Here is a 24,352-nt window from a genome sequence, read left to right on the forward strand (position 1 = left end):
GGCGCGGCGCGGCTGACGCCGCCCTCGCCCGGGTATGTCCGTCACAGGGCCCGCCCCGCCGGGCGGCGGGCGGTACTGGCCGGACACACCCCGGGGACGCGAACTCCGACCCCACTAATGACAATGGTTATCGTTTTATCTACAATAGCGCGCGGACTCCGGTACTCAGAACATCCGGCGCTCCCCGTTGGTGTCCCGTGTTACTCCCAACCCCTTTTGGAAGGACGACCGTGGACCGCTCCCTCGTGGACCAACTGCCCCCACCGCTTCCCGCCGAACAGATCCTCGCCGTCAACCCGCCGCGAGAGGACCTGCACACCACCCGCTCCTACACCTGGAACGGCTGGGGGTTCGAGGTGCCGCCCGGCGTCTTCCTCCCCGGCGGGACCAGCAGGATGATCCACCAGCGCATCCTGGACGACGACATCGACGTGCGCGGACGGCGCTACGCCGCCATGGGCGTGGGCCTGGGCGTGGAGGCCGTCGCCGCGGGGGCCCGCGGCGCCCGCCGGGTCCACGCCGCCGACGTCCACGCCCCCAGTGTGGAGGCCGCCGCCGACAACTTCGCGCGCCTGCTCGGGGACGGCACCGCCACCGAACTCGTCCCCGTGACCGGCGACATGTTCGAGGGCTTCCCGGACGGGACCGCGCTCGACGTGGTCACCTTCAACCCGCCCGCGGTCAGCCGGACGGTCAGCACCGACCCCGACGTCGTGCGCAACGTGTGCGTGGGCGCGCCGATCACGGAGAAGTTCTTTACCCAGCTGGCCGAGCGCCCGCTCCTGGCCCCCGGCGCGGAGGTCTTCCTCATCGCCTCCAACACCGCCGACCTGCGCCGCATCGTCGGGCACGCGGAGGCCGCCGGCTTCCGGGCCGGGGTGCACCACCGGCACGACTGGGGCGACGGGGTCCTGACCTACCTGTTCCGCTTCCAGGAGGCCGGCAGATGACCCTGGACGACCTCCTGCGCGACACCGCCGACCGGGTCGGCGACACCGTGGCCACCAGCGTCTTCTGGCTCCACCACGGCACCCGCCTGGCCGGGGGCGACACCACCTACCTCAACCACTACGTCGCCGTGCGCGTCGGCGGGGCCTTCGGGGCCTGCGCCTTCGAGGACGGGCAGATCGCGCCGGACCTGTGCCGCGAGGCCTCGGGCGCCCCGCTGGCCGAACTGATCGCACAGGGGCCCCTCCCCCTGCGGGTGGCCGCCCTGGACGCCCACCTCGCCCACACCGCTCCGCACCGCGAGGACCCCCGGGCCGAGCCGGTCGCCCTGCCCGCCGGGACGCCCGAACAGCGCGCGGAGGCCAGGGACGCCGCCGTCGCCGGCCTCGTCCCCATCACCGAGGGCGCGCGGATCGCGCTGATCGGCGTCGTCAACCCCCTCGTGGCCGCCATCCGCGAACGCGGCGGCGAGTGCCTGCCCTGCGACCTGAACCTGCGCACCACCCGCTGGGGCGACCCCGTCTCGGAGTCCATGGAGGAGGTGGTCGACGCCGCCGACGCCGTCGTGGCCACCGGCATGACCCTGGGCAACGGCACCTTCGACCCGATCCTGGCGCGGTGCCGCGGGCGCGGCGTCCCCCTGTACGTCTACGCCCAGAGCGCGAGCGCGGTGGCGCGCGCCTTCCTCGGCCGCGGAGTCGACGGAGTCTCCGCCGAGCCCTTCCCCTTCTCCCAGTTCAGCGCCGACCCCACGCGGCTCTACCGCTACCGGGCGACCCCGGCGGTCTGAACACCCACGCCCTCCTCCCCGGGCGCGCGCGTGCACCGTCGCGCTCCGGCGCACGCGCGCGCCCGCCCCAGCCACCAGTAAGGAGAACGACCGTGGACGAGCACGCCTCGGAAGCGATCGGCCGCCCCGACCTCATCGACCTGGGCGGCGGACTGCTGTGCCTGCGGTTCGAGACCCTCAAGGCCCTCTCGGCCCTGGCCGCCGTCCGCCACCTCGTCGAGACCGGCGCCGTCCGCCCCGGCGACACCGTGGTGGACAGCTCCAGCGGCGTCTACGCGCACGCGCTGGCGCTGGCCTGCCACCGGTACGGGCTGCGATGTCACATCATCGGCTCCACCACCGTCGACCGCACCCTGCGCGTACAGCTGGAGGTCCTGGGCGTGCGCCTGGAGCAGATGGAGCCCAGCGACGACCTGCGCCTGGACCAGAGCCGCCGGGTGCGCCGGGTCCGGGAGGTCCTGGCCGCCCACCCGGACCACCACTGGATGCGCCAGTACCACGACCCCCTGCACTACCTGGGCTACCGCGAGGTCGCCGAGACGGTCCGCCGGGAGACGGCGGGCGCGGACCTCACGCTCGTGGGCGGTGTGGGGACGGGCGTGTCCACCGGCGCGCTGGGCACCTACCTGCGCGAGGCCGACCCGGGGACCCGCCTGGTGGGGGTGCAGCCGTTCGGCAGCGTCACCTTCGCCAGCGACGGCGTGCCCGACCGGGACATCATCATCGCGGGGATCGGCAGCGCCATCCCCTTCGGCAACGTCGACCACACCCTCTACGACACCGTGCACTGGACCGGTTTCACCGCGGCCCTGGCCGGGACGGTCGACCTGCTGCGGCGGCACGCCGTGTTCGCGGGGCTCTCCAGCGGCGCCGCCTACCTGGCCGCCCGGTGGGAACTCGGGCTCTCCCCCGGCCGGACGGTGGTGTTCGTCGCCGCCGACACCGGCCACCGCTACACCGAGTCGGTGTTCGCCCGCCACCGGGAGGCCGAGGCGGTGGAGGACCTCAAGCCGCTGGACGTCACCGGCACCTCCGAGCTGCGCCTGCCCTGGGCGCGCATGGAGTGGCGCCGGGCCGGGGCGCCGCGGCAGGCGGAGTTCGACCGCACGGCCTGAAGCCGGAAGCGCGGGCGCGGGGCGGCGGTGGCCGCGCCCGCGCGCGGGGCGGGATAATCGATGCCGATGCGTACCGAATGGACACCGCAAGACCTGCCCGGACGAGCGTTCTACCAGCTGATGACGGCCGTGATCCTGCCGCGCCCGATCGCGTGGGTCTCGACCACGTCGGCGGCGGGCGTGGACAACCTCGCGCCGCACTCCTTCTTCACCGTCGCGTGCACACAGCCGCCGATCGTGCAGTTCACCTCGGTGCGGCGCAAGGACTCGCTGCGCAACGTGGAGGAGACCGGCGAGTTCGTGGTCAACCTGGCCCCGGAGCCGATACAGGAACAGGTCAACGCCAGCGGCACCTCCTACCCGCCGGAGGTGAGCGAGTTCGAGGCCCTGGGGATCGGGCGCGAGCCCAGCGCGTCGGTGCGCCCGCCCCGGGTGGCCGACTCCCCGGTGGCGCTGGAGTGCGTGCTGCACTCGACGGTGGGCCTGGGCGACTCGACGGTGGTGTTCGGCCGGGTGGTGCGGGCGGCCGTGGACGAGTCGGTGCTGGTGGACGGGCACCCCGAGGCGGCCCTGCTGCGCCCGCTGGCGCGGCTGGGCCGCAACGAGTGGTCCACGCTGGGCGAGGTGCGGGCCCTCGACCGGATCCCGTACCGGCCCTGACCGGCGGCGACCTGCGGTCCCTGCCCGCGGCCGCGGCCGTCCTCGCCCGCCCGCGGTCAGACCCGCAGGTCGGTCTCCGGGAAGGGAAAGGCCGACAGGCGGTACAGGACGCCGGCGGGGTCGCCGCTCCAGTCCATGGCGCGTATCTGGGCGGCGCTGCGGCGGCCGGTGGCGGCGCGCACCAGCTCGAAGGCCGTGGCCGACCACTCCAGGTCGGCCCGCTCGCCGAAGGCCCACTCCCGGCCGGTGTCCACGGCCGCCACGCGCACGCCGGGCAGTTCGGGGGACCACGCGCGGGCCGTCGCGCCCAGGACGAAGGCGGCCAGTTCGTCGGCGTGCCCGGTCTGGGCGGGCATCCCCAGCGCGCCCCGGACGTCGTTCTCGTGGTGCCACACGTCGATCGCGGGCAGCGAGTAGCGGGCCCGGGTCCGGGTGGCGAACACCTCCAGCAGGGCCGGGGTGTCCGCGCGCCAGGCCGCGCAGAGCGCGGCGATGTCCAGGTGCTCGCGCTCGGCCACCTGGCGGGCGGTGACGGCGTCGTCGGCCGGGGGCGTGACCCGTTCCGCGGGCACGTCGGCGCAGAGCCCGGCCAGGTGGGCGTAGGTCTGCCGGACGGTCCACGCGGGCAGGGCGGGAACGGGCGCGGCGAGCTGCTCGGCGCTCAGGTCGTCGGCGAGCGCGAGCATGCGCTCCTGGCAGGAGGTGTAGATCTTCGCGGTGTCCATGGCGCCACGGTACCGAACGCTGTTCGGTACCGTGGCGCCGGGACCGCGCGGGCCGGTGCGGCCCTCATGTGGGGGGTACGGTCCCTCCGGGATGGTCAGGTCACGGCTCCTGGCAGGACACCCGCGGCTCGATGTTCACGTTCCCCGAGGTGGCGGTGAACCCGAAGCTGGCGCTCTCCCCGGCCGCGAGCGAGCCGTTGTGCGCGGCGTTCGTGGCCTCGAAGTGGGCGCCGTGGTTGACGAGCGAGGCGTTCCAGGCGCTGCTGACCGCCTGGCCGTTGGCGAACACCCAGTCCACCATCCAGCCGTCGGTCCCGTTGTCCCCCGCGGTGACCTCGACCTCGGCCTGGAAGCCGCCCTGCCACTCGTTGAGGACCGTGTACTCGGCCGTGCAGTACTCGCCCGTCGGCGGGTCCGTGGGCTCGGGCTCAGGCTCCGGCTCGGGTTCCGGCTCGGGCTCCGGTTCGGGGTCCGGGTTGCCGCCCGTTCCCCCTTCGAAGACCACGTCGGAGCAGTTGTAGAACGCCTCGGGGCTGTCGGAGCGCTCCCACACCACGTAGATGACGTGCTGGCCCTCCTTGTCGGGCAGGTCCACGTCCCAGTAGTACTCGGCCCCGGCGACGCCGCCGCTGCGCAGCGGCGGGTCGGTGACCTCGTCGATCAGCTCCAGGGAGTCCCAGGTCAGCGCGTCGGTCGCGGGGTCGAACCCGTCCTCGGTGACGTAGGTGTAGAAGGTGCCCGGGTGCGCGGCCCAGGCGTTGTGGTGGAACTCCACCGTCGTGTTGGCGGGCAGCTCGGTGGTCGGCCAGTCGGCGCGGACCGCGTTGAAGGCGGAGAAGCTGTCGGTGGGCCCGCACAGCTCGCCGTCGGCCACGAACTCCTGGTGGCGACCGTCGGAGTTGCTGATGAGATTGCCGAACCAGTTCCAGAACGGGTAGTTTCCGCCCTCGGCCAGCGCGTCGGCGCAGGCGTCGTTGGTCGGTGCGAGCGCGCCGCCGCTGCTGCCGCCGGTGGCGTCCTGGAAGCAGGCGTAGGTGCGGCTGGCCGGGTAGGTGAACGCGCCGTGGGCCTGGGCCGTGTCGGGCAGCGCGACGACGGTGGTGCCGACGGCGAGGCCGCCGAGCGCCACGGCCATGGCGAGGGTGCTGCGTGACCGCATGGGCCACTCCAATCTCTGTGGGGGGTGCCCGGCCGCACCGGGGCGGCGCGGCCGGGGCGGGTGGTCTGTTCCCTCAGCGGGATCAGCGGGTGCTTCGGATCACGTGGTCACCGGGTTGTGGTGGCACTGGGTTGTAGTGGCACCGGGTTGTAGTGGCACTGGGTTGTAGGGGTTGCGGGTTGTAGTGGCACCGGGTCGTAGGAGTCGCGGGTCGCGGGGAACGGGGGTGCGGGCCGGTCAGGAGCCGCTGCACGTGAGTTCGGGCGTGGAGACACCTCCGCTGGAGTTGCCGACGAACCCGAACGAGGTCGACTGCCCCGCCGCCAGCGCGCCGTTGTAACCCACGTTCGTCGCGGTCACACTCCCGCCACTACCGGACACCGAAGCGTTCCAGGCGTGCGAGACGCTCTCACCGCTACCGAAGGTCCACTCCACGGTCCACCCCGACAGAGCCGCACCCGCCGTCACCGTCACCTGAGCCTGGAAACCCCCCTGCCACTGGTTCGTCACCGAGTACACCGCCTCACACTCACCCGACGGGGGGTCCGTGGGCTCCTCGGTCGGCGGGTCGGTGGGCTCCTCGGTGGGCGGATCGGTCGGGTCGGGGCCGCCGCCGTAGACCGGGGCCTCCTCGGCGGTGGCGGCGATGCCGTTCGGTCCGTTGAAGATGCGCTCGCCCCAGGGGGTCAGGCTGTGGACGTCGAAGCCCTCCACCATGTCCAGGTACTCCACGGGACTGCCGTTGCCGCTCCAGGACCAGCCGATGTAGCCCAGGCCCAGGCGCTCGGCGTGGGACATGATGGCGTCCTCGTCGGGGTTGCCGTCGGAGTGGTCGTGGCCGAACTCGCCGACGATCAGCGGCAGGCCCGCGTCGACGAAGTGCTCCAGGTAGGAGACGACCGTCGACTCCTGCTGGTAGACGCCGTACATGTGCACGGAGAAGACCGTGTTGGCGTGCGGGTCGGAGTCGAACACCGACTGGGCGTCCTCGCGCATGACGCCCGCCCAGTCCTGGCCCCAGTTCGGCGCGTCCACGACCAGGGTGTGGTCGAAGCCCGCGTCGCGCAGGCGGTTGACGGCGTCGCTGGTGTCGGCGGCCCAGTTCTGGTTGATCGCGGCGTCGTTGCCGTAGGGCTCGTTGCCGATGTTGACGAGGATGTGGTCCTCCTCGCCCTCGACGGCCTCCTGGATGCGCAGCCAGTAGTCGACGGCCTGGTCGAGTGTGGCGGCCCCGGCCTGGTCGCCGTAACCGGTGGTGTCGTGCACCTCCAGGACGCAGATCAGCCGGTTGGTCTTGCACTCGTCGACGACGTTGGCCACGTCGGCGGCGGTGTTCTCCGTCCAGCGCTGGCCGCTGCTGAGGACGACGCGGACGGTGTTGGCGCCCAGGGACTTGATGTCGGTGAACGACTGGGTCTCCTGGGCGTACCAGGTGTGGGCGTGGCTGACGCCGCGGATGACGAAGTCGTTTCCGGCGGCGTCGACGAGGCGGCCGTCGCTGACGCGGAAGCCGGTGTCGGCGTGCGCGGGCAGCGAGTGCACGAGCAGTGCGGCCACCAGGGTGATGACCGACCCGAGGGCGATCAGCAGGCGTTTGACCATGGGGGGCTCCAGGTAGAGGGGCGGACAACGTTGTCGTGTTGCGGGGGCTCCCGCCCTGGCGGGCGGGGACCGGGTGGGCGCCGGGGGTCGGCGGCTGCGTTCCCCCGGCGCCCGGTCCTGACACAGGCGCGGCCTGTTCCGGGGCGGTCGCGTCAGCGTCGTCGGGTTCCGGTACTCCCCCGCGGACGGGGTCGGTCGCCGGTCAGGAGCCGCTGCACGTGAGTTCGGGCGTGGAGACACCTCCGCTGGAGTTGCCGACGAACCCGAACGAGGTCGACTGCCCCGCCGCCAGCGCGCCGTTGTAACCCACGTTCGTCGCGGTCACACTCCCGCCACTACCGGACACCGAAGCGTTCCAGGCGTGCGAGACGCTCTCACCACTGCCGAAGGTCCACTCCACGGTCCACCCCGACAGAGCCGCACCCGCCGTCACCGTCACCTGAGCCTGGAAACCCCCCTGCCACTGGTTCGTCACCGAGTACACCGCCTCACACTCACCCGACGGAGGGTCGGTCGGGTCCGGGTCGGGATCGGGGCCGGGGTCACCGCCGAGCGCCTCGTGGATCGACCAGTAGGCGGGCTTGGGATCGTAGTTGTCGTCGATGGGCAGCGCCGCACCCTCGCCCGGGAAGGTGCCGGGGACCCAGGAGTGGGCGTCGGTGACGCCCCACACGATCACGCCGGAGCACCCGTCGACCGCGTAGCAGGCGTTGACCACCTGCTCGTAGTCCCCGGCCTGCTGCTCCAGCTTCTGCTGGGTGGCGGGCGTCTGGATGCGGATGTCCAGCTCGGTGATCATCACCTCCAGGCCCAGGTCCACGAAGCGCTGGATGTTCTGCTGGATGCTGGAGGGGACCTGTCCCGCGATGAGGTGGCCCTGGAAGCCGATACCGTCGATCGGCACGCCCTGCGCCAGCAGGTCCCGGACCAGCTCGTAGTAGGCGTCGCTCTTGGCGTTGATCCCGTCGATGTTGTAGTCGTTGATGAACAGGCGGGCATCGGGGTCGGCCCGGTCGGCCATCCGGAAGGCCTCCGCGATGAAGTCCTCCCCCAGCGTCCGGTAGAAGACCGAGTCGCGGAACTGGACGTTGTCCCCGATGGGCTCGTTGACGACGTCCCAGGTGGCGATGTCGTCGCGGTAGCGCCCCACGGTGGTGCTGATGTGGGTTTCCATGACGTCCAGCAGCTGGTCCCGGCTGAAGGTGCCGTCCCTCACCCATGGGGGCAGCTGGCTGTGCCACACCAGCGTGTGGCCGTGGACCAGCTGGTCGTTCTGCTGGGCGAAGTCCACGATGCGGTCGGCGTTGGTCCAGTTGAACTGCCCGGGCTGGGGCTGGACGGTCTCCCACTTGAGGTCGTTCTCGTGGGTGACGGAGTTGAACTCGGTCGCGGCGGTCCGGGCGTAGTCCGCCTGGTTCAGGTGCTGCGACGCGACCGCGGTGCCCATGCGCAGCCCGCGCTGGTCGGCGAGTTCGCGCAGGGTGGCCTGCTGGGCCCGGGCCGCCTCCTGCGCCGTGAGCGCGGTGTCCTCGGCGTGGGCCGCGGCGGTCAGACCGCCCGTGACCAGGCTGAGGGCGAGGGCGACCGCGGCGGCGGCCCCTCCCCGGAGCCGTCTTCGCCCCTTGGTGAGCGACATGGTGTTCCTTTCTCCTGTGGGGGGATCGGGGGCGGGCGCCGTCGGCGCCCGCCCCCGTGCGGCTACGGCCGGTCAGGCGCCGTCGCCGAACAACTCGCCGTGGGTGGCGAGGGCTGTGGCCACGTCCACCTGCGCCCAGAAGCGGTGGTAGGTGAACTCGGGCACCGGCCCCCCGTTGAGGTACTCCTCGACCTGGGGCCAGTTCGGGTCGTCCTCGTAGAAGGACCGGATGGACAGGAACGTGGAGTCGGAGTCGACCGGGTCCCCGTTGGGCATCTGGCCGGTCCATCCCTCGGGGATGTAGAGGCCGCCGTCGGGGGCGCCGAACTCGTCGTCGAAGCGGGCGTAGTCGGCCCGCGTCTCGGGAACGGCGACGCCCAGGTCGTCCTGGTTGGCCAGGAGGGCGTCGAGCAGGCCCTCGGCCGTCGCCCGGGAGTCGGCGTCACCGGTGGCGGCGGCGTAGTGCATGAGGGTCTTGGCCAGGCCCGCGGCGATGCCGACGTCCTGTCCGTGCGAGACGACCTCGACGCTAAGGTCGGGGTTGCCCGTGGACTCGCCCGTCCAGGTGTCGGGCTGTCCGCTCCACTCCATGTCGGCGGGGATGGCGAACTCGCCGTTCTCGCCGACGGTGGTGTTGGCGATCGCCCAGGGCACCCAGTCGTCCAGGATGTCCCCGGCGCGCTCGTCGCCGGTGATGCGGTAGTACTCGGCCACCCGCTCCATGTCCCAGACCTGGAAGCCGAACCAGCGGTTGGACGGCGGGTCGTGCCAGACGGGCTTCTCGTCGTAGAACATGCCGTAGAAGGTGGGCGTGCCCGAGGGCGGCTGGGCGTAGGTGCCCTCCCAGCTGTTGGTCGCGCCGCCCGCGATGGCGCCGTCGGAGGACTGGAGCCACTCCAGGAACTCCAGTTGCCGGTCGAGGCTGGTGCCCCAGTCCTCGGTGCCGGTGGCCGACTCCGGCTGGAGCGCGGACACCTCCGAGAGCGCGTAGGCCGCCATCACGTTCTGGTAGCCCTGGTGGGCGGAGGATCCGCCGATGCGCCAGGCCCAGGGGTACTGGGCGCTCTCCAGCGCGCCGCCCCAGGAGTAGTACCAGGCCATGAGGTAGTGCGCGGAGTCCTTGCCCGATCCGGGCGGGCAGGACTGGGGGTCGACGCAGTCGCCGATCTCCTTGAAGTACTTGTCGAACATGGCGTAGCGCAGGTAGTCGCCCATCATCGCCGCGTTGGAGACGTTCTCGGCGATCGCGCCCTCGTTGCCCTGCTCCGAGGCCCACTCGTGCGCCAGGTAGGCCACCTGGACGGCGCGCGCGTCGGCGTCGGGGGCGTTGGTGTAGCGCCACTGCTCGGAGTAGTTGTCGTCGTCGGTGAACAGGTCGAGGAACCCGTTCTCGCCGCCGTGCTGGAAGGTCTCGCAGGACGGGTGCGGCACGGTCTCCCAGACCGACTCGTTGGAGCCGCGCTGGAAGGTGTTGATGTAGGCGGGGGCCTCGTCGGTCCCGTCGCCGCAGAACCCGTAGCCGTAGGTGTTGTCCACGTCCAGCAGCCAGTGCATGCCGTAGACCTCGTCGGTGCCGTAGGTGCTGCTCAGCTCCTGGGCGAGCGGGTCCTGCCCCGCCTCGACCGAGTCGTCCAGCGCCATCGGGTAGTCGCTCGGGGCGAGCGACTCGGGGATGTAGGTGGCCGGGGCCGACGGGTCGTAGGAGCCGTTCGTGGGCTGGTCGGCCGTGCCCGGGATGATGAAGGCCTCCATGGACTCCCACGCGGAGTTGAAGGGCTCCCAGTCGCCGGTGATCCTGCCGTAGGCCGCCTCCAGCCACAGGTAGTAGCTGTAGGCCTCGGAGGTGGTGGCGTGGCCGTGGTCGGGCGCCTCCACGATCAGGGTCTCCACCGAGTGGTACGGCACGAGGAGGCCGTCGAACTCGCGGAAGTAGCCGCTGTCGGGGTCCTTGATCTTGTCGTACTGGGTGAGGAACTCCTCCTCGTAGGCGTTGGAGGCCCCGGAGAGTTCGCGCGCGGTGACGACCACGGGATCGTAGCCCTCTGCGGAGACGGTGAACTCGGCCCGGGCGGGGTCGCCCGAGCCGTCGCCGGAGGAGGCGACCGTCACCTCCTGCGGGGTGTCCCAGTCGGCGTCGCCGAAGGTCAGCGAGGCGCCCGAGGCCACCGACAGGGTCGAGCTGCCGGAGGTGCGCTCCACGCTGACGGCCACGTCCTCGGCGGGCGCCTCGGACAGGGCCACGTCGAAGGCGGCCTCGCCGCCGGGCTCCAGGGTGACCGAGTCGGGGCCCACGACCAGGGCCGGGTCCTCGGGCTCGGGCTCCTCGTCCTCGCCCGCGCAGTCCAGGCCGTTGAGGGTGAAGTCGGCGGGTACCTCGTTGGCGCCGCTGTAGGTGGCCTGGAAGCCGAACGTCGCGGTCTGGCCGGAGGCGAGGCCGGGTGCCCAGGAGGGGCCGCTGGCGGTCACGGAGCTGCCGCTCTGGGAGACCTGCGCGCTCCAGCTGTTGCTGATGCGCTGGTTGCCGGAGAACTCCCAGCCCAGCGTCCAGTCGGAGACGGACTCGGCCTCGTTGGTGACCGAGACTTCGGCCGTGAAACCCGAGCCCCAGTCGTTGAGCTGGTAGTCGACGGAGCAAATCGGTGCGGCCTGCGCGGGCGCGGCCGGAAGGAGGGCGGCTAAGAGCACCGCGCCGAGGAGCGCGGGCGCGGGTCTGCGCCAGCGCGCCGGGCGGCGCGGGCCGGGACGGGGGGTGGTCACGTGTCCTCCTCGGACAGGTTCTCCGTTCCCCTCCGCGGCCTCGCGCGCCGGATGACGGCGCCGGGGCGGAGCTCTCCGATGGGGGAGGCGGCGGGGTCGGAGTGCGGGTGTGGGGGGAGGGAGCCGGGTACGACGCTGTGACCTGCGGCTCGTTGCCCGGGTCGGGCCGGTGCGCATCCGGTAGGTTTCCGGAATTCGGACGCCTGTTTTGCGCACACCTTGCGGGAGCGCTCCCAGGCATCGTGGGGCGAAGTTAACACCCACGACACACGGAGACAACGGGTGCAACCGTGGTGACTGCTCGTTAAGTTCCCGGGGCCCCGGGGCGGGCCGGACCGCCCCGGGGAGTTTCGGGACGCAGCGCGGAGCGGAGGTGCCCGCCCGTGTAGGACGGGCACCCCTCGTACTCACCGCGCCGGCGGACGGTCGCCGCTCCTACTGGATGGGCGGGTAGGCGTTGGCCAACAGCTCCTGGAACTGCGCGGAGAACCAGTGCCCCGAGATCGGCGCGTCGGGCAGCGCGCCGCTCATGTTGTAGCCGTTGCGCGGGTTGCCCTCATAGGTGGGGTCGCACATCCGGTCGAAGCCCTTGCCCTCGGGGTTCTCGATGAACTCACTGGACCCGTCGGACTCACCCGGCGGCTTCATCCACACGTAGGCGTCGATGCCCGCCTCGGGCTCGGCCTGGGGACGCTCGCCCAGACCGGCACCCGACTGGTTGCACCAGTTCCCGGACTGGATACGGCGGTCGTAGCGGCCCCCGTCCACGTAGGCGTTCACATCCGTGCTCGGCCCCGGCCCGTCCGGGCGGTCCGGCCCGCCCCACCCGTTACGGGAGGTGTCGATGAGCATCCCGATCCCGGAATCGAAGCCCTGGCCCACCAGCTCCTCACGCAACGCCTGGGAGAAGGACAACTCGTCGGTGAACTGGTTCCAGTCCACCCAGTCCGACTGGCGCACCGGCGTGCCCGCGATGGTCTCACCGATGGCGAAGTTGTCCTCCACCAGCGCCGAGTAGTTCGCGGTGTTGGCGATGAACCCGTGCACATCCTCCGGGCTGGCCCCGGCGGCGTTGGCCGCCTCAAAGAACAGCGCCGCCGAGGCGGTGAAGTTGTCCTGCCAACCGATCCACCCGTGGTGACCGGCGTCCACATAGTTGTAGACGTTGTCGATCGCGCCCAACTGCGCCAGGGCGTAGCCCACCCCCTCGACGTAGTTGCCGTTGGCCAGCATCTCGTCGCAGTTCTCGGTCGCGGTCTCGCGGGGGGAGACGTTGGTGACCAGGTTGGGCAGCGAGTCGATCTCGACCGTGGTCACCACCCGCAGTTCGGTGTCCTCGTAGTCGGCCAGGATCTCGGCGATCGGGTCGATGTAGTCGTTCTTGTACCGGTCGATCTCGTCCGGGCCCAGCTCGCCGTTGGAGGCCAACGCGGCGCAGTCACGGCCGGGCAGGTTGTAGATGACCACCTGGAACACCAACGGTTCACCATCGGCCTGCACCAGGGCCTCGTCCAGGTGATCGCGCAGACCCATGCTGCCGGTGGTGGGGCTGTCGTTGCCCTCGATGGCGCTGATGCGGTCCAGCCACACCCCGGTGGGCTCATCGGCCACGGCGTCCCCGCCGGGCTCAGCGGCGGCGTTGGCCGACCAGATCGGGTTGACGTAGACGTCAGCGCCCACGTACGGGTTGTCCACCCGCTCGCCCGTACCGGGGTCCGGGTCCGGATCGGGGTCGGGATCGGGGTCCGGGTCGGGTCCGGGGTCGACCAGGCCCTCACAGGCCACACCGTTCAGGGAGAACTCGGCGGGGACGGCGTTGGCGCCCGAGTAGGTTCCCTGGAAGCCGAAGGTGGCCGTGCCGTCCGTGGCGATCGCGCCGTTGTACCCGGCGTCGGTGGCCGAGACGCTCTGTCCGCTCTGGGTGACGGTGCCGTTCCAGGAGTTGGTGACCCGCTGGTTTCCGGCGAAGTCCCATTCCAGGGTCCAGCCGTTGACCGCGTCGCCGAGGTTGGTGATCTCCACGCTCGCGGTGAAGCCGGAGCCCCAGTCGTTGAGTTGGTAGTCGACCTCGCAACCGGCCGCGGCACTGGCGGGGGCGGGCACGGCCGCGGCCAGTGCGGCGCCGACGATCAGGGCCGATGTCGCGGCGAGGCCGCGCCGTGCGCCCGGACGTCTGTCCGGAGCGCGCAGGATTCTGCTCATCTCTTGCTTTTCCTCATGGTTGGGGGGTGGTGCCAGAGGGACGAGAGTGTCGGGGCGCGGAGCCGCCGACTGATGCGTGGAATCCGGATGTGGGGGGTGGTGCGGGTGGTGCGCGGGGCACGTCGTCCTCCGGTGGAGGGTGTGGCGACGCGGGGGTGACCCCATGGGTGGGAGCGCTCCCACAACAGGAGCGCGAAGGGCGGGATGGGATGGGTCGGGAACGCGGACACTCAAGCTCCCCCGCGCGCAACCCGGATCGCATGTGATCCAGATCATGCGGGAGCGCTCCCATGAGAATAACCACCACGGCTTCACATGTAAACACCCCGTAAAGAACAGCGTTCGGTGGCGCGACCCGATCCCGGAGAACGCCTGGCCGCCCGGCACACGCCCGCCCTCCGCCCCGCGGCGCCCCTCGGGGAATAGCCGGGACGGACGCACCGTTCCTCTGGTAGTTTCATCGCGAAACTACTTCTCAAGAAGCTTTTTTCTAGGGGGACAGATGGCGACCCGCACACTGGTGACCGTCTCGGCGGGGATGAGCACGCCGTCCTCGACCCGTCTGCTCGCCGACCGGCTGACCGCCGCCGCCGAGGCGTCCCTGCGCGAGCGCGGCGACGAGGTCCGCGTCCGCACCGTGGAGCTGCGCGAGGTGGCGCACGACATCGTGAACGCGATGACCACCCGGGTGCCCACCGGTGAGCTGCGCGGTGTGCTGGAGGACATCGCCGGGGCGGACGGGATCATCGCGGTGACCCCGGTGTTCAACGCCTCCTACAGCGGCCTGTTCAAGTCCTTCTTCGACGTGGTCGACCCCGAGGACCTGGACGGCATGCCCGTGCTGATCGGCGCGACCGGCGGCAGCCCGCGCCACTCGCTGGTGCTGGAGCACGCGCTGCGGCCGATGTTCGCCCACACCCGCTCGGTGGTCGCGCCCACCGGCGTGTACGCGGCCTCGGAGGACTGGGGCTCGGGCGAGGGCGGCGGCCGCGAGCTGACCCGGCGCGTCGAGCGCGCCGGACGCCAGCTCGCGGCGCTGGCCGCGGACCGCTCCCCCGCCGCCGGGGACCCCTACGAGGAGCCGGTCCCCTTCGCCGACCTGATGTCGGGCCTGGGCGCCTGACCGGCCCGCCGTCCGGCCGGGGTCACCAGGGGACGGCGCCCTCGTCGTCGAAGAAACCGCCGCGCGGTCCGTCGTCGGGCAGGGTGGCGAGCCGGATCGCGATCGCCGCGCCCTGCTCGGGCGTCCGCGGCGCGTTGAACCCGGTGAAGTCGGTCGCCACGTAGCCCGGGCAGGCGGCGTTGACGATGACGTTCGTGTCGGCGAACCGGCGGGCGTACTGCGCCGTGACGCTGTTGAGCAGGGTCTTGGACGGCGCGTACGCGGCCATGACCGGGCCGGTCCGCAGCGTCAGCGAGCCCATGTTGCTCGACATGTTGACGATGCGCGGCGAGCTCGCGCGGCCGAGCAGCGGCAGCATCGCGTTCGTCACCCGCACGACCCCGAACACGTTCGTGTCCAGGACCTCGCGGAGGACGTCGAGGTCGAGGGTGGTCGGGTCCTGGGCGCCGCCGTCGGTGCGTCCGGCGATGCCCGCGTTGTTGACGAGCACGTCGAGCCGCCCCGACTCGCGCTCGATCGTCTCCGCCGCGGCGGGGAGCGCACCCGGCGCGGCACCGGTCGAGGTCCTGCTGTGCGAGGTCGGTGAGCAGGCGGGGCTGCTCCGCGACGGGAGCGCCGACGTGGCGGTCATGCACCTGCCCTTCGACGACGTCGCCGGGTTCGACACCGAGGAGCTCTGCGTCGAGGGCCAGGTGGCGATCCTGCCCGCCGCGCACCCGCTCGCCGCACGCGACCGGCTCACGCTGGCGGAGGTCGCCGACGTGCCGGGCCTGCCGATCGCCCGGTGGCCCCGGCTCAACGGAACCTACCCGGACGGGCCAGGGCCGGAGGTTCGCACCCAGTCGCAGCTCGCCCAGCTCGTGGCGCTGGGCCGGACGCTGCTGGTCATCCCCGCCTCCAGCCGCGCCTGGCAGTGGCCCGAACACGTCGCGGTTCCCGTGGTCGACGCGCCGCCGGTCACCACGGTGCTGGCCTGGCCCTCGGGCAGCCGTTCCCGGGAGGTCGCCTCGCTCGTGCACTCGGCGGACGAGCTCCGCGGCGCCGGGACGTGCGGCGGCTCCGAGCGGTCCGCGGCGCCCCCGCCCTCGGTCAGTTCCCGTACTCGGCGCGGATGCGGTCGGCGAAGCGGGCGAAGTCGGCCCCGTGCAGGAAGGCCGAGCGCATGGTGCCGTGGTCGGCCTCCCCCCGGCCCGCGATGTCGAAGGCGGTGCCGTGGTCCACCGACGTGCGCAGGATCGGCAGGCCCACCGTCACCGAGATCGTCCCGTCGAAGTCGAAGGTCTTGGCCGCGATGTGGCCCTGGTCGTGGTACTGCGAGAGCACCCCGTCGTAGTGGCCGGTCAGCAGGCGGTGGAAGACCGAGTCCGCCGGGACCGGCCCGACCACGTTCGCGCCCGAGGCGCGCGTGCGCTCCACCGCCGGGGCCAGGTGGCGGATCTCCTCGTCTCCGAAGGCGCCGTTCTCGCCGCCGTGCGGGTTGATCGCCGCCACCGCCAGGGTGGGTTCGTCGTGGCCGAACACGCGCAGCGCGGTGAGCGCCTCGGTGATCGCCCCCACCTGCTGCTCCTCGTTGATCATGTCCAGCGCGCCGCGCAGCGAGACGTGCCGGGTGGCGAAGAAGACCTTCTTGCCGCGCACCACGAACATGGTGTTCTGGCGGGTGACTCCGGTCAGCTCGCCGAGCATCTCGGTGTGGCCGAGGTGGCGGCTGCCCGAGGCCCAGATGGCCTCCTTGTTGATGGGCCCGGTGACGATCCCGTCCACGCGCCGCTCCATCGCCGCCCGCGTGGCCACCTCGATCGCGCGGACCGCAGCGGCCCCGGCGCGCGCGTCGACCACGCCCCACTCCAGTTCGGTGCCACCGAGCGCGTCGATGTCGAGGCAGTCGATCACCCCCTCCTGCTCCGGCGGCAGGTCCCAGGAGGACAGGGCGCGCACCCGCACGTCCAAGTCCAGGACGGCGGCCGCGCGGCGCAGCACGGCGGGGTCGGCGACGACCACCCCGCGCGCGGGGGCGGTGGCGCCCACCTCGGCCAGGGTGCGCACGGTGATCTCGGGGCCGATGCCGACGGGGTCTCCGACGGTGACGGCCAGGGTCGGGCGTTCAGTCATCTTCTCGTCTTCCTCCGCTCGGGATCCGCGCGGACACCCCGCGCAGCCTGTCGTTGACCGTGTCGCGCAGCCGCGCCAGGCAGCGCGCGATGGTGTCCTGATCCCCGACCAGCCCGCCCTTGGTGATGATCGGGGTTCCCTCCAGCGGCCCGCCGTCCAGGCGGCCGTGCACGGCCAGCGGGACGAGTTCGCCGCCCACGTCCAGGGCGCGCACGTCCAGGGCGGCGAGCAGGGCGGAGGTGACGTCGCCGCCGCTGGAGAACAGCGCGCTGGGCCGGGTCCGGGCGACGGCCCCGGCGACCAGCGCGGCCAGCATGCCGGGCATGGCGCGGCGCGCCTCGGCCGGAAGGCGCACGACGTCCTCGGCCGAGGCGCGGGTGCGCACGACCACGGCCGCGGGGAAGGAGGTCCTGGCCAGGGCCGCGGCCAGGAGCCGCGCGACCTCGTCGCGGTGCCCGGGGTCGGACGTGAAGCGCCGGGCGTCGACGTCGACGAACTCCGTCGAGGGGTCCTCGGCGACGGTGTCGAGCTGGCGCCGGGTCAGCTCGGTCGCGCTGCCCACCACCGCCAGGACCGGCCCGGGGTCGGGCGCGGTGCCGCGCAGCCCCAGCTCGCGGGCGAGCAGCGCCCCGAACGGGCCGGGGTCGGCGGCCACCCAGACGGTGCCGTCCCGGCGGGAGGCCGCGGCCGCCGCCCGGGCGATGTCGGCCAGGTGGTCCTCGGTCACGGCGTCGCACAGCACGACGGGTTCGTCGCCCGCGAGCAGTTCCCCGACGAGGTCGGCGCGGGTGACCCGGCCCAGGGACAGGTGCCGCACGGCCAGGGCGCTCTGCTCGGCGACGAGGTCGGTCACCACGCTGGTGCGGACCGGGTTCAGCGGGTCCAGGGCCAGCTGGGTGCGCTCCAGCGGGACCCCGTCGAGCAGTTGGACGCCGTCGACGGTGATCCGCCCGGAGGCGGGGTGGGCGGGCGCGAAGAGCACGCGGACGCGGACTCCGGTCGGCGTGCGCTCGCGCACCGCCCGCCAGGCGGCCTCCAGTTCGGCGCCGACGTTGCCGCGCAGGGTGGTGTCGGTGCGCTTGACCACCAGGTCCACCGGCCAGAGCCGGTCCACGACGGCGGTGACGAGCCCGGCGGCCTCGGGGGCGGCCAGGTGGCGGCTGTCCAGGTTGGCCACGACCGCGTCGTAGGCCGGGGCCGCGTGGTGGGCGTGCCCGGCGTCCACCGAGGCCACGCGCATGCCGGTCTGGGCGAAGCGCGCGCCGGTGGCGTTGGCTCCGGTGAGGTCGTCGGACAGGACGAGGATCTGCGCCACGGGCTTCCCCCTATCCCAGGACCAGGGCGGCGACGCACAGCAGCGGCAGGCTGGCCAGCCACAGCACGGTGGTCATCCCGCTCCACATCTTCATGGCGGTGCCGCCGGACAGGCCGGTGAACCGGGTCACGACCCAGAAGTAGGAGTCGCTGACGTAGGAGAAGACGAAGGAGCCGGCGCACGCGGAGGCCACGGCGAGCGCCGGGTTGATCCCCGCCGCCGCCACGATCGGGGCGCTGAGGGTGGCGGAGGTGATGATGGCGACGGTACCCGAGCCCTGGGCCAGCCGGACGAAGGTGGCGATCACGAACGGCAGCAGGAACATCGGCACGGGCCATCCCGAGACGGCGTCGGCCAGCGCGTCGCCCACACCGGAGGCGCGCAGGACCTCTCCGAAGGCCCCTCCGGCGCCGGTGATGAACACGATCATCCCGGCCGAGGCGGCGGCCGCGGTGAGCCAGGAGACGACCTCCCGGCGCCCCGTCCCCCGGGGCGGCAGCGTGTAGACGGCGATGACCAGCCCGATGATCAGGGCGATGGCGGGGTTGCCGAGGAAGGCGAAGACGTCGGCGACCGCGCTGCCCCCGGCGAGCGCGCCGGTGAGGGTGTTGCCCACGATGAGCAGCAGGGGCAGCAGCAGCGGAACGGAAGCGGTCAGCGCGCTCACGCCCGGGTCCGGGGGTTCCTGGCTGATGTCGCGTCCGGCGGCCGGGGCGGCGTCTCCGGCCCCGTCGACCTCGCGGGTGGCCGCGCCCGGCCCGCCCGCGGCGGCGTTCTCGGGGACCAGGCCCGACTCCACGCTCGCCTCCAGGCGGGGTCCCATGTAGCGCGCGTAGACCACCACGACCGGGATGAGCAGGATCGACATGGCCCCGCCGAGCAGGACGGTGGTGCCCAGGTCGGCGCCGAGGAGACCGACGGCGGCGAGCGGGCCGGGCGTGGGCGGGACCAGGTGGTGGGTGATGGACAGCCCGCCCGCCAGGGCCAGGCTCATCACGACCAGCGGCCTGCCGTAGCGCCTGGCCAGGGAGCGGGCGAGCGGGTGCAGGATGACGAAGCCGGAGTCGCAGAACACCGGGACGGACACGACCGCGCCGGTGGCGGTCATCGCCACGTCCTCGCGGCCCTTCCCGGCCATGCGGACGAAGGCCTTGGCCAGGGCGTCGGCGCCGCCGCTGCGTTCCAGGACGGTGCCGATCATCACGCCCAGGGCGATGACGACGCCGATCCCGGCGAGGGTGTTGCCGAAGCCGGTGGTCAGGTGCTCCACCAGTTCGGGGGCGGGGACGCCCGCGACCACGCCGGTGACCAGGGCCCCGGCGAGCAGTCCGATGAACGCGTCCAGCCGGGACCACAGGATGAGGGCGATGACGGTGGCCACGCCCAGGAGCAGTGCCGCGAGGAGCTGTACTTCCATACCAGGTGCCTTTCAGGGGGTCACTGCGGTCGCGTGCCCGCGTCGACCGCGACGACGTGGGGGGTGCAGGCGGGATCGGCGTCGAGGGCCTCACGCTCGCGGGCTCCGATCCCGTCGTCGGTGATCAGGCCGTAGGGTCCGGGCACGACCGCCCAGTACGGGTGGGGGCCGGAGCCGACCTTGGTGGAGTCGGCGACCACGAAGATCCGCCGGGCGCTGCGCATCTGGAGTTCCTTGGCGGCGGCGATCTCGGGGCTGGGGCAGTTGAGCCCCCGGCCGGGCAGGAGCCCGTCGGCGCCGATGAAGGCGATGTGCGGGGTGATGCGGTCCAGCACGCCGTGCGCGTAGTCGCCGACGATGGAGCCCCGCCTGCGCCGCACGCGCCCGCCGACGACGACGAGTTCGATGCCCTCGGCGTCGTGCAGCGCCGCCATGGGGCCGAGACCGGAGGTGACCACGGTGGGCCCCGAGCGCCGGGCCATGCGCTCGGCCACGAAGGTGGTGGTACTCCCGGCGTCCAGCAGGACGACGTGGTCGTCCTCGACCAGAGCGGCGGCGTGGTCGGCGATGCGCCGCTTGGCGGGGGCGTTGCGCAGGCTCTTCTGGGTCCAGGACAGTTCGGCGCCCGCGGGCGCGGGGACCGCGCCGCCGTGGGTGCGGACCACCTTTCCGGCCCTCTCCAGTTCGCCCAGCCCGCGCCGCACGGTGGAGGGGCTGATGCCGAGTTCCCTCGCGAGGTCCTCGACCCTCTGCACGCCGTCGGTGACGGCGTCCAGCAGCCCCTGGTGACGCATGACCACTCCTGCTCGTTTCGCGCATGTGAACAGGGACATACTGCGCGCTTTACGCAAGGAAGAGCAAGAGGTCAGCCCCGATGTGCCCATAACGCGCATATAACGTCCGAGGGGCGAGGACGCGGGCACCGGGCCGAGAACAGCCCGGCCGGGGACGTTTGGGCGGGGCGGCACACGGCTATGTCGCATACGGCGCCGCAGGGGGCCGCAGCGAGGACTACGGAGCGTGCCGATGCGAAGACAGTTCATCAACGAACCGGGCGACGTGGTGTCCGAGGCGCTGGAGGGGTTCGCCGCGGCCTGGCCGCGGCACGTGCGCCTCAACGCCGACCCCGCCTACGTCGTGCGCGCCCGCCCGGCCGCGGACAAGGTCGCGGTGGTCTCCGGCGGCGGCTCGGGCCACGAGCCCCTGCACGTGGGCTTCGTGGGCACCGGCATGCTCGACGCCGCCGTGCCGGGGGCCGTCTTCGCCTCCCCCACAGCCGTGCAGATCCGGGCGGCCTCGCAGGCGGCCGACACCGGCCGGGGAGTCCTGCACGTGGTCAAGAACTACACCGGAGACGTGCTCAACTTCCGCATCGCCGGGGAGCTGCTGGCCGACGCGGGCGTGCGCAGCGAGATCGTCCTGGTCGACGACGACCTGGCCACCGACACCGGCGACGGCGGGGGCCCGGGACGCCGGGGCACGGCGGCGGTCGTGGCGGTGGAGAAGGTCTGCGGCGCCGCGGCCGAGCGCGGTGCCGACCTGGCGGAGCTGACCGCGCTCGGGCGCCGGGTGGCCGAGCGCAGCCGCACCCTGTCCGTGGCGCTGGCCGCGGGCGCCCACCCGGGCGAGTCGCGTCCCTCGTTCGAACTGCCCGCGGACGAGGTGGAGTTCGGCGTGGGCATCCACGGCGAGCGGGCCCGACAACGGCGGGCCTTCGGACCCTCCCGCGAGTTGGTGCCCCCGATGGTCTCGCCGCTGGTAGAGGCGCTGGGCCTGGGCCGTGGGGACCGGGTGGTCGCCATCGTCAACGGGCTGGGCGCCACACACGACCTGGAGCTGTACGGGGTGTTCCGCGAGGCGCGGCGCGTCCTGGACGCCGCCGGGATCGGGGTGGCCCGCTCCCTCGTGGGGTCCTACGTGACCTCCCTGGACATGGCGGGCTGCTCGGTCACCCTGGTCGAGGCCGACGACGAGGTGTTGGAGCTGTGGGACGCTCCGGCCGCCACACCCGCGCTCACCTGGTAGAACGTCCGTCCCAGCACAGTCCGAACGGGAGCACCGGCATGGCAGAGCAGCTCAGTCCCTCCGACGTCGAGCGGTGGGTGCAGGCCTTCATCGGCGCGGTCGAGGAGGAGGGCGCACACCTCACCGACCTGGACCGCCGCAGCGGCGACGGCGACTTCGGCACCAACATGACCACCGCGCTGCGCCGCACGCGCGAGGCCCTGGCCGACACCGCCGCCACCGGGTCGGCCGGGCAGCCCTTCGAGGTGATGGCGGAGACCTTCCTGGGCCACAGCGGCGGCACCAGCGGCCCGCTGTTCGGCATGTGGTTCCGCGAGTTCGGCAAGGCGGGCGCGGGTGCGCAGGCGTTCACCCTGGCGATGGTGGCCGAGGCCACCGCGAACGGGTGGGCGACCCTGCACCGGCTGGGGTCGGCCGAGGTCGGGGACCGCACCATGGTCGACGCCGTCGCCCCGGCGTCGGAGGCCCTGGCCGGGGCCGTGGACCGCGGCGCGGGGCTGCACGCCGGGCTGCGGGAGGCGGCGCGGGCCGCGCGGGAGGGCGCGGACGGCACCAGCGAACTGCTCGGCCGCCGGGGGCGCACCAGCTACGTGGGTGAGGCCGCCCTGGGCAGCCCGGACCCCGGCGCGGTGACCGTCGCCCTGTTCTACCGGGCAGCGCAGGGGGTCGTCGGAGTCTGAGCCCCGGCCGGACGCGCGGCGAGGGGCCCGGCCCGGTCAGGCGCCGCCGAGGTACTCCACGAAACGCACCCCGGTCCCGCCCGGGCCGCAGCTCACCCCGACCATGCGGCCGGTGAACCCGCCCGCGACCTCGGTCGACAGGTAGCGTCCGTCGATCCGGGCCAGCTCGGTAGCGCCTTCGGGGGTGCGGACCGCGGCGACGACCACGTCCGGTCCCCGTTCGCGGCTGTACTCGGGCGCCGTCGAGGGCTCCACCCGCAGTTCGAGCACCGTGTCGGCGGACGTCGGCGCCTCCCCCAGCACGCTGGTGAGCGGTCCGGTCTGAGCGACGGCACGCACCCGTCCGCCCCCGACCTCCAGGGCGAACCGGTGGACGGGGTCGACGCGGACCTCCAGGGCGCCCGCGTCCCCGTCCGCGTCGATCCCGGCCCGGACAGTCATGGTCGTGTGCTCCTGGCGGCGGCCGACGAACACCCGCCCGTCCCCGGGAGGCGTCATCCGCCACCGGTCCCCCGACCACCGCAGCACCCGGTCGGGGAAGACCCCGGCGCCGACCCAGTCGGGGCCGGGCGTCCCCTCGCCCAGTGAGGCGCGCACCCGCGCCGGCTCCCCCGGTTCGACCGGTCCGCTCACCGTGGGCCAGCCCTCGCGCCAGGCGACGTCGGCGGCGAAGGACTCCCTGCCCAGCACGTGCCAGCCGGGGAAGGAGCCCGAGGGTCGCACTCCCAGGAACACCGCCGCCCACGACCCGTCCGGCCGCTCGACCAGGTCGGCGTGGCCGGTGTTCTGCACCGGGCCCGGCGTCCCCCTGGCGGTCAGCAGGGGGTTGTGCGGGCAGGCCTCGAAGGGGCCCTCCGGCGAGGGCCCCCGGGCGACCGTCACCGCGTGCCCGGGGCCGGTGCCGCCCTCGGCGACCAGCAGGTACCACCACCGCCCGACGCGGTACAGGTGCGGGCCCTCGGGGTCCCTGCCCCCGGTGCCGCTCCACAGCGAACGCGGCTGGGACAGCAGCTCGCCGGTGGCCGGGTCGAGGACGGCCTGGCGGATGCCGCCGTCGGACCAGGTGAGCAGGCACCTGCCGTCCCCGTCCCAGGCCAGGTCCGGGTCGATGCCGCCGGCGCCGCGGATCCGCACCGGGTCGGACCACGGACCAGCGGGGTCGGTCGCCGTCATCAGCAGGTGTCCGGGGCCGTCGGAGACGTTGGTGGTCACCAGGAAGAAGGTGCCGTCGTGGTGGCGCAGGGTCGGGGCGTAGACGCCCGAGGACGGCGCGGCGCCGGACAGCACCAGTTGGGAGGGCCGGTCCATGACCGCGCCGACCCACTCCCAGGACACGAGGTCCCGCGACCGGAACAGGGGGACCCCCGGCGCGTACTCGAAGCTCGAACACGCCAGGTAGAACACGTCGCCCACACGGCACACCGTGGGGTCGGGGTGGAAACCGCCGAGGATCGGGCGGGTCGGCAGGACGCCGCCTCCGGGGGGAACTTCGGGCTCGGTCACCCAACGAGTGTGACACGCCCCACCGGGCCGACCCGGAGCGGGGCGGGCGCCCGCCCGCTCCGTTCCGTTCCGTTCCGTTCCGGTCGGACGGTACCGGCCCCACAGTGCCAGCACAGTGCCAACCCCTTGCAACGCCGAGTCCCTGAGCGGTGGAGGCCTGTTGTAGCGGCAGCAAGGCGGCGGGTGTCCGGGGGCGCCGCTGAACGCTCTGGTCGCGGGTGGTGGTCGAGGCAGCGGCACCTGCTGCCGCGAGGTGGTGCGGAGGGCGACCAACGGTTGGCGTTCGGGGGTGGTGGGGCTTTGCTGCGTCGGCACCAAAGGCGGCGGGTGTCTGGGCACGCCGTTCAACGCCCTTGTCGCGGGTGGTGGCCGGAGGTAGCGGCGCCTGCTGCCGCGTAGTGGCCCGGGAGGGCGACCAACGCCTGAGGTTGTGGGGTGGTGCGGCTTTGCTGCGTCGGCACCAAAGGCGGCGGGGCTGGCGAGCCTGGGGCAGCGCGACCGGCCCCTGTGGCGGGGGTGGGCGACGGTGGCAGCGACGACGGCGAGCACGGGTCCGGGCCTCTTGTCGGGTGTGGGCATGCCG

19 protein-coding genes and 1 pseudogene are annotated in these 24,352 nt (G+C 72.9%); 8 read left to right on the plus strand and 12 right to left on the minus strand.

Annotation, left to right across the window (positions count from 1 at the left end):
- Window positions 1–230 precede the first annotated feature (230 nt).
- The 4 genes from PV789_RS16665 to PV789_RS16680 all read left to right on the plus strand — a co-directional run bounded on the left by PV789_RS16665 (window position 231) and on the right by PV789_RS16680 (window position 3,513).
- Window positions 231–950: a class I SAM-dependent methyltransferase gene (locus tag PV789_RS16665; RefSeq protein WP_274973489.1), complete on the plus strand. Its 720-nt coding sequence runs from the start codon at window positions 231–233 to the stop codon at window positions 948–950.
- Entirely contained in the window at window positions 947–1,738 is a 792-nt protein-coding gene (locus tag PV789_RS16670) for a Rossmann-like domain-containing protein (RefSeq protein ID WP_274973490.1), read from the plus strand. The genes PV789_RS16665 and PV789_RS16670 overlap by 4 nt, the downstream gene beginning before the upstream one ends.
- Before the next feature lie 92 nt (window positions 1,739–1,830).
- The gene (locus tag PV789_RS16675; RefSeq protein ID WP_274973491.1) at window positions 1,831–2,853 is read left to right on the plus strand and encodes a pyridoxal-phosphate dependent enzyme; all 1,023 of its coding nucleotides are present in this window, start codon (window positions 1,831–1,833) and stop codon (window positions 2,851–2,853) included.
- Between the two features lie 66 nt (window positions 2,854–2,919).
- Window positions 2,920–3,513: a flavin reductase family protein gene (locus tag PV789_RS16680; RefSeq protein ID WP_274973492.1), complete on the plus strand. Its 594-nt coding sequence runs from the start codon at window positions 2,920–2,922 to the stop codon at window positions 3,511–3,513.
- A 56-nt stretch (window positions 3,514–3,569) separates the two neighbouring features.
- Here the strand turns inward: PV789_RS16680 and PV789_RS16685 are convergent, their stop codons facing one another.
- The 6 genes from PV789_RS16685 to PV789_RS16710 form a co-directional block, all read right to left on the minus strand.
- Complete coding sequence (locus PV789_RS16685) at window positions 3,570–4,238, minus strand: maleylpyruvate isomerase family mycothiol-dependent enzyme (protein ID WP_274973493.1); 669 nt, start codon at window positions 4,236–4,238, stop codon at window positions 3,570–3,572.
- Between the two features lie 100 nt (window positions 4,239–4,338).
- Window positions 4,339–5,397 carry a lytic polysaccharide monooxygenase auxiliary activity family 9 protein gene (locus tag PV789_RS16690; RefSeq protein WP_274973494.1) on the minus strand — a complete coding sequence of 353 codons (1,059 nt, stop codon included), beginning with the start codon at window positions 5,395–5,397 and terminating at the stop codon, window positions 4,339–4,341.
- 237 nt (window positions 5,398–5,634) lie between these two features.
- Window positions 5,635–6,999: a cellulase family glycosylhydrolase gene (locus PV789_RS16695; RefSeq protein ID WP_274973495.1), complete on the minus strand. Its 1,365-nt coding sequence runs from the start codon at window positions 6,997–6,999 to the stop codon at window positions 5,635–5,637.
- 202 nt (window positions 7,000–7,201) lie between these two features.
- Window positions 7,202–8,635, minus strand: coding sequence for an endo-1,4-beta-xylanase (locus PV789_RS16700; RefSeq protein ID WP_274973496.1), 1,434 nt, complete (start codon window positions 8,633–8,635; stop codon window positions 7,202–7,204).
- Window positions 8,636–8,707: 72 nt separating this feature from the next.
- Window positions 8,708–11,392, minus strand: coding sequence for a glycoside hydrolase family 48 protein (locus tag PV789_RS16705; RefSeq protein WP_274973497.1), 2,685 nt, complete (start codon window positions 11,390–11,392; stop codon window positions 8,708–8,710).
- A gap of 435 nt (window positions 11,393–11,827) precedes the next feature.
- Window positions 11,828–13,594: a glycoside hydrolase family 6 protein gene (locus PV789_RS16710; RefSeq protein ID WP_274973498.1), complete on the minus strand. Its 1,767-nt coding sequence runs from the start codon at window positions 13,592–13,594 to the stop codon at window positions 11,828–11,830.
- Between the two features lie 502 nt (window positions 13,595–14,096).
- Here PV789_RS16710 and PV789_RS16715 point away from each other — a divergent pair.
- On the plus strand, window positions 14,097–14,717 hold the full coding sequence (locus PV789_RS16715) for an FMN reductase (protein ID WP_274973499.1): 621 nt from the start codon (window positions 14,097–14,099) through the stop codon (window positions 14,715–14,717).
- 22 nt (window positions 14,718–14,739) lie between these two features.
- On the opposite strand, the gene PV789_RS16720 is transcribed toward PV789_RS16715, so the two are convergent.
- A complete protein-coding gene (locus PV789_RS16720; RefSeq protein ID WP_274973500.1) occupies window positions 14,740–15,348 on the minus strand; it encodes an SDR family NAD(P)-dependent oxidoreductase in 609 nt (202 codons plus the stop codon).
- Between PV789_RS16720 and PV789_RS16725 the strand changes: the two are divergent.
- Window positions 15,314–15,673, plus strand: a pseudogene (locus PV789_RS16725) (LysR substrate-binding domain-containing protein); the annotation flags it as partial. The gene PV789_RS16720 and the pseudogene PV789_RS16725 sit on opposite strands and share 35 nt — an antisense overlap.
- A 133-nt stretch (window positions 15,674–15,806) precedes the next feature.
- Here the strand turns inward: PV789_RS16725 and pdxA are convergent.
- The 4 genes from pdxA to PV789_RS16745 are packed head-to-tail and all read right to left on the minus strand — an operon-like array spanning window position 15,807 to window position 20,355.
- Window positions 15,807–16,829 carry a 4-hydroxythreonine-4-phosphate dehydrogenase PdxA gene (gene pdxA / locus PV789_RS16730; protein ID WP_274973501.1) on the minus strand — a complete coding sequence of 341 codons (1,023 nt, stop codon included), beginning with the start codon at window positions 16,827–16,829 and terminating at the stop codon, window positions 15,807–15,809.
- The gene (locus PV789_RS16735; protein WP_274973502.1) at window positions 16,822–18,144 is read right to left on the minus strand and encodes a four-carbon acid sugar kinase family protein; all 1,323 of its coding nucleotides are present in this window, start codon (window positions 18,142–18,144) and stop codon (window positions 16,822–16,824) included. The genes pdxA and PV789_RS16735 overlap by 8 nt, the downstream gene beginning before the upstream one ends.
- A 10-nt stretch (window positions 18,145–18,154) precedes the next feature.
- Window positions 18,155–19,561, minus strand: a complete 1,407-nt coding sequence (locus PV789_RS16740; RefSeq protein ID WP_274973503.1) for a GntP family permease — start codon at window positions 19,559–19,561, stop codon at window positions 18,155–18,157.
- A 20-nt stretch (window positions 19,562–19,581) separates the two neighbouring features.
- On the minus strand, window positions 19,582–20,355 hold the full coding sequence (locus tag PV789_RS16745) for a DeoR/GlpR family DNA-binding transcription regulator (RefSeq protein WP_274973504.1): 774 nt from the start codon (window positions 20,353–20,355) through the stop codon (window positions 19,582–19,584).
- Window positions 20,356–20,587: 232 nt separating this feature from the next.
- Here PV789_RS16745 and PV789_RS16750 point away from each other — a divergent pair, with 232 nt between their 5' ends.
- Both PV789_RS16750 and PV789_RS16755 read left to right on the plus strand, forming a co-directional pair.
- The gene (locus tag PV789_RS16750) at window positions 20,588–21,586 is read left to right on the plus strand and encodes a dihydroxyacetone kinase subunit DhaK (protein ID WP_274973505.1); all 999 of its coding nucleotides are present in this window, start codon (window positions 20,588–20,590) and stop codon (window positions 21,584–21,586) included.
- Window positions 21,587–21,624: 38 nt separating this feature from the next.
- Complete coding sequence (locus tag PV789_RS16755; protein ID WP_274973506.1) at window positions 21,625–22,266, plus strand: DAK2 domain-containing protein; 642 nt, start codon at window positions 21,625–21,627, stop codon at window positions 22,264–22,266.
- Window positions 22,267–22,302: 36 nt separating this feature from the next.
- Here the strand turns inward: PV789_RS16755 and PV789_RS16760 are convergent, their stop codons facing one another.
- Window positions 22,303–23,769 (minus strand): glycoside hydrolase family 43 protein, encoded by a 1,467-nt coding sequence (locus PV789_RS16760; RefSeq protein ID WP_274973507.1) that lies wholly within the window; start codon window positions 23,767–23,769, stop codon window positions 22,303–22,305.
- Between the last annotated feature and the right edge of the window lie 583 nt (window positions 23,770–24,352).

It is taken from the genome of Nocardiopsis camelliae, from assembly GCF_028993595.1.
Lineage (GTDB): Bacteria > Actinomycetota > Actinomycetes > Streptosporangiales > Streptosporangiaceae > Nocardiopsis > Nocardiopsis dassonvillei.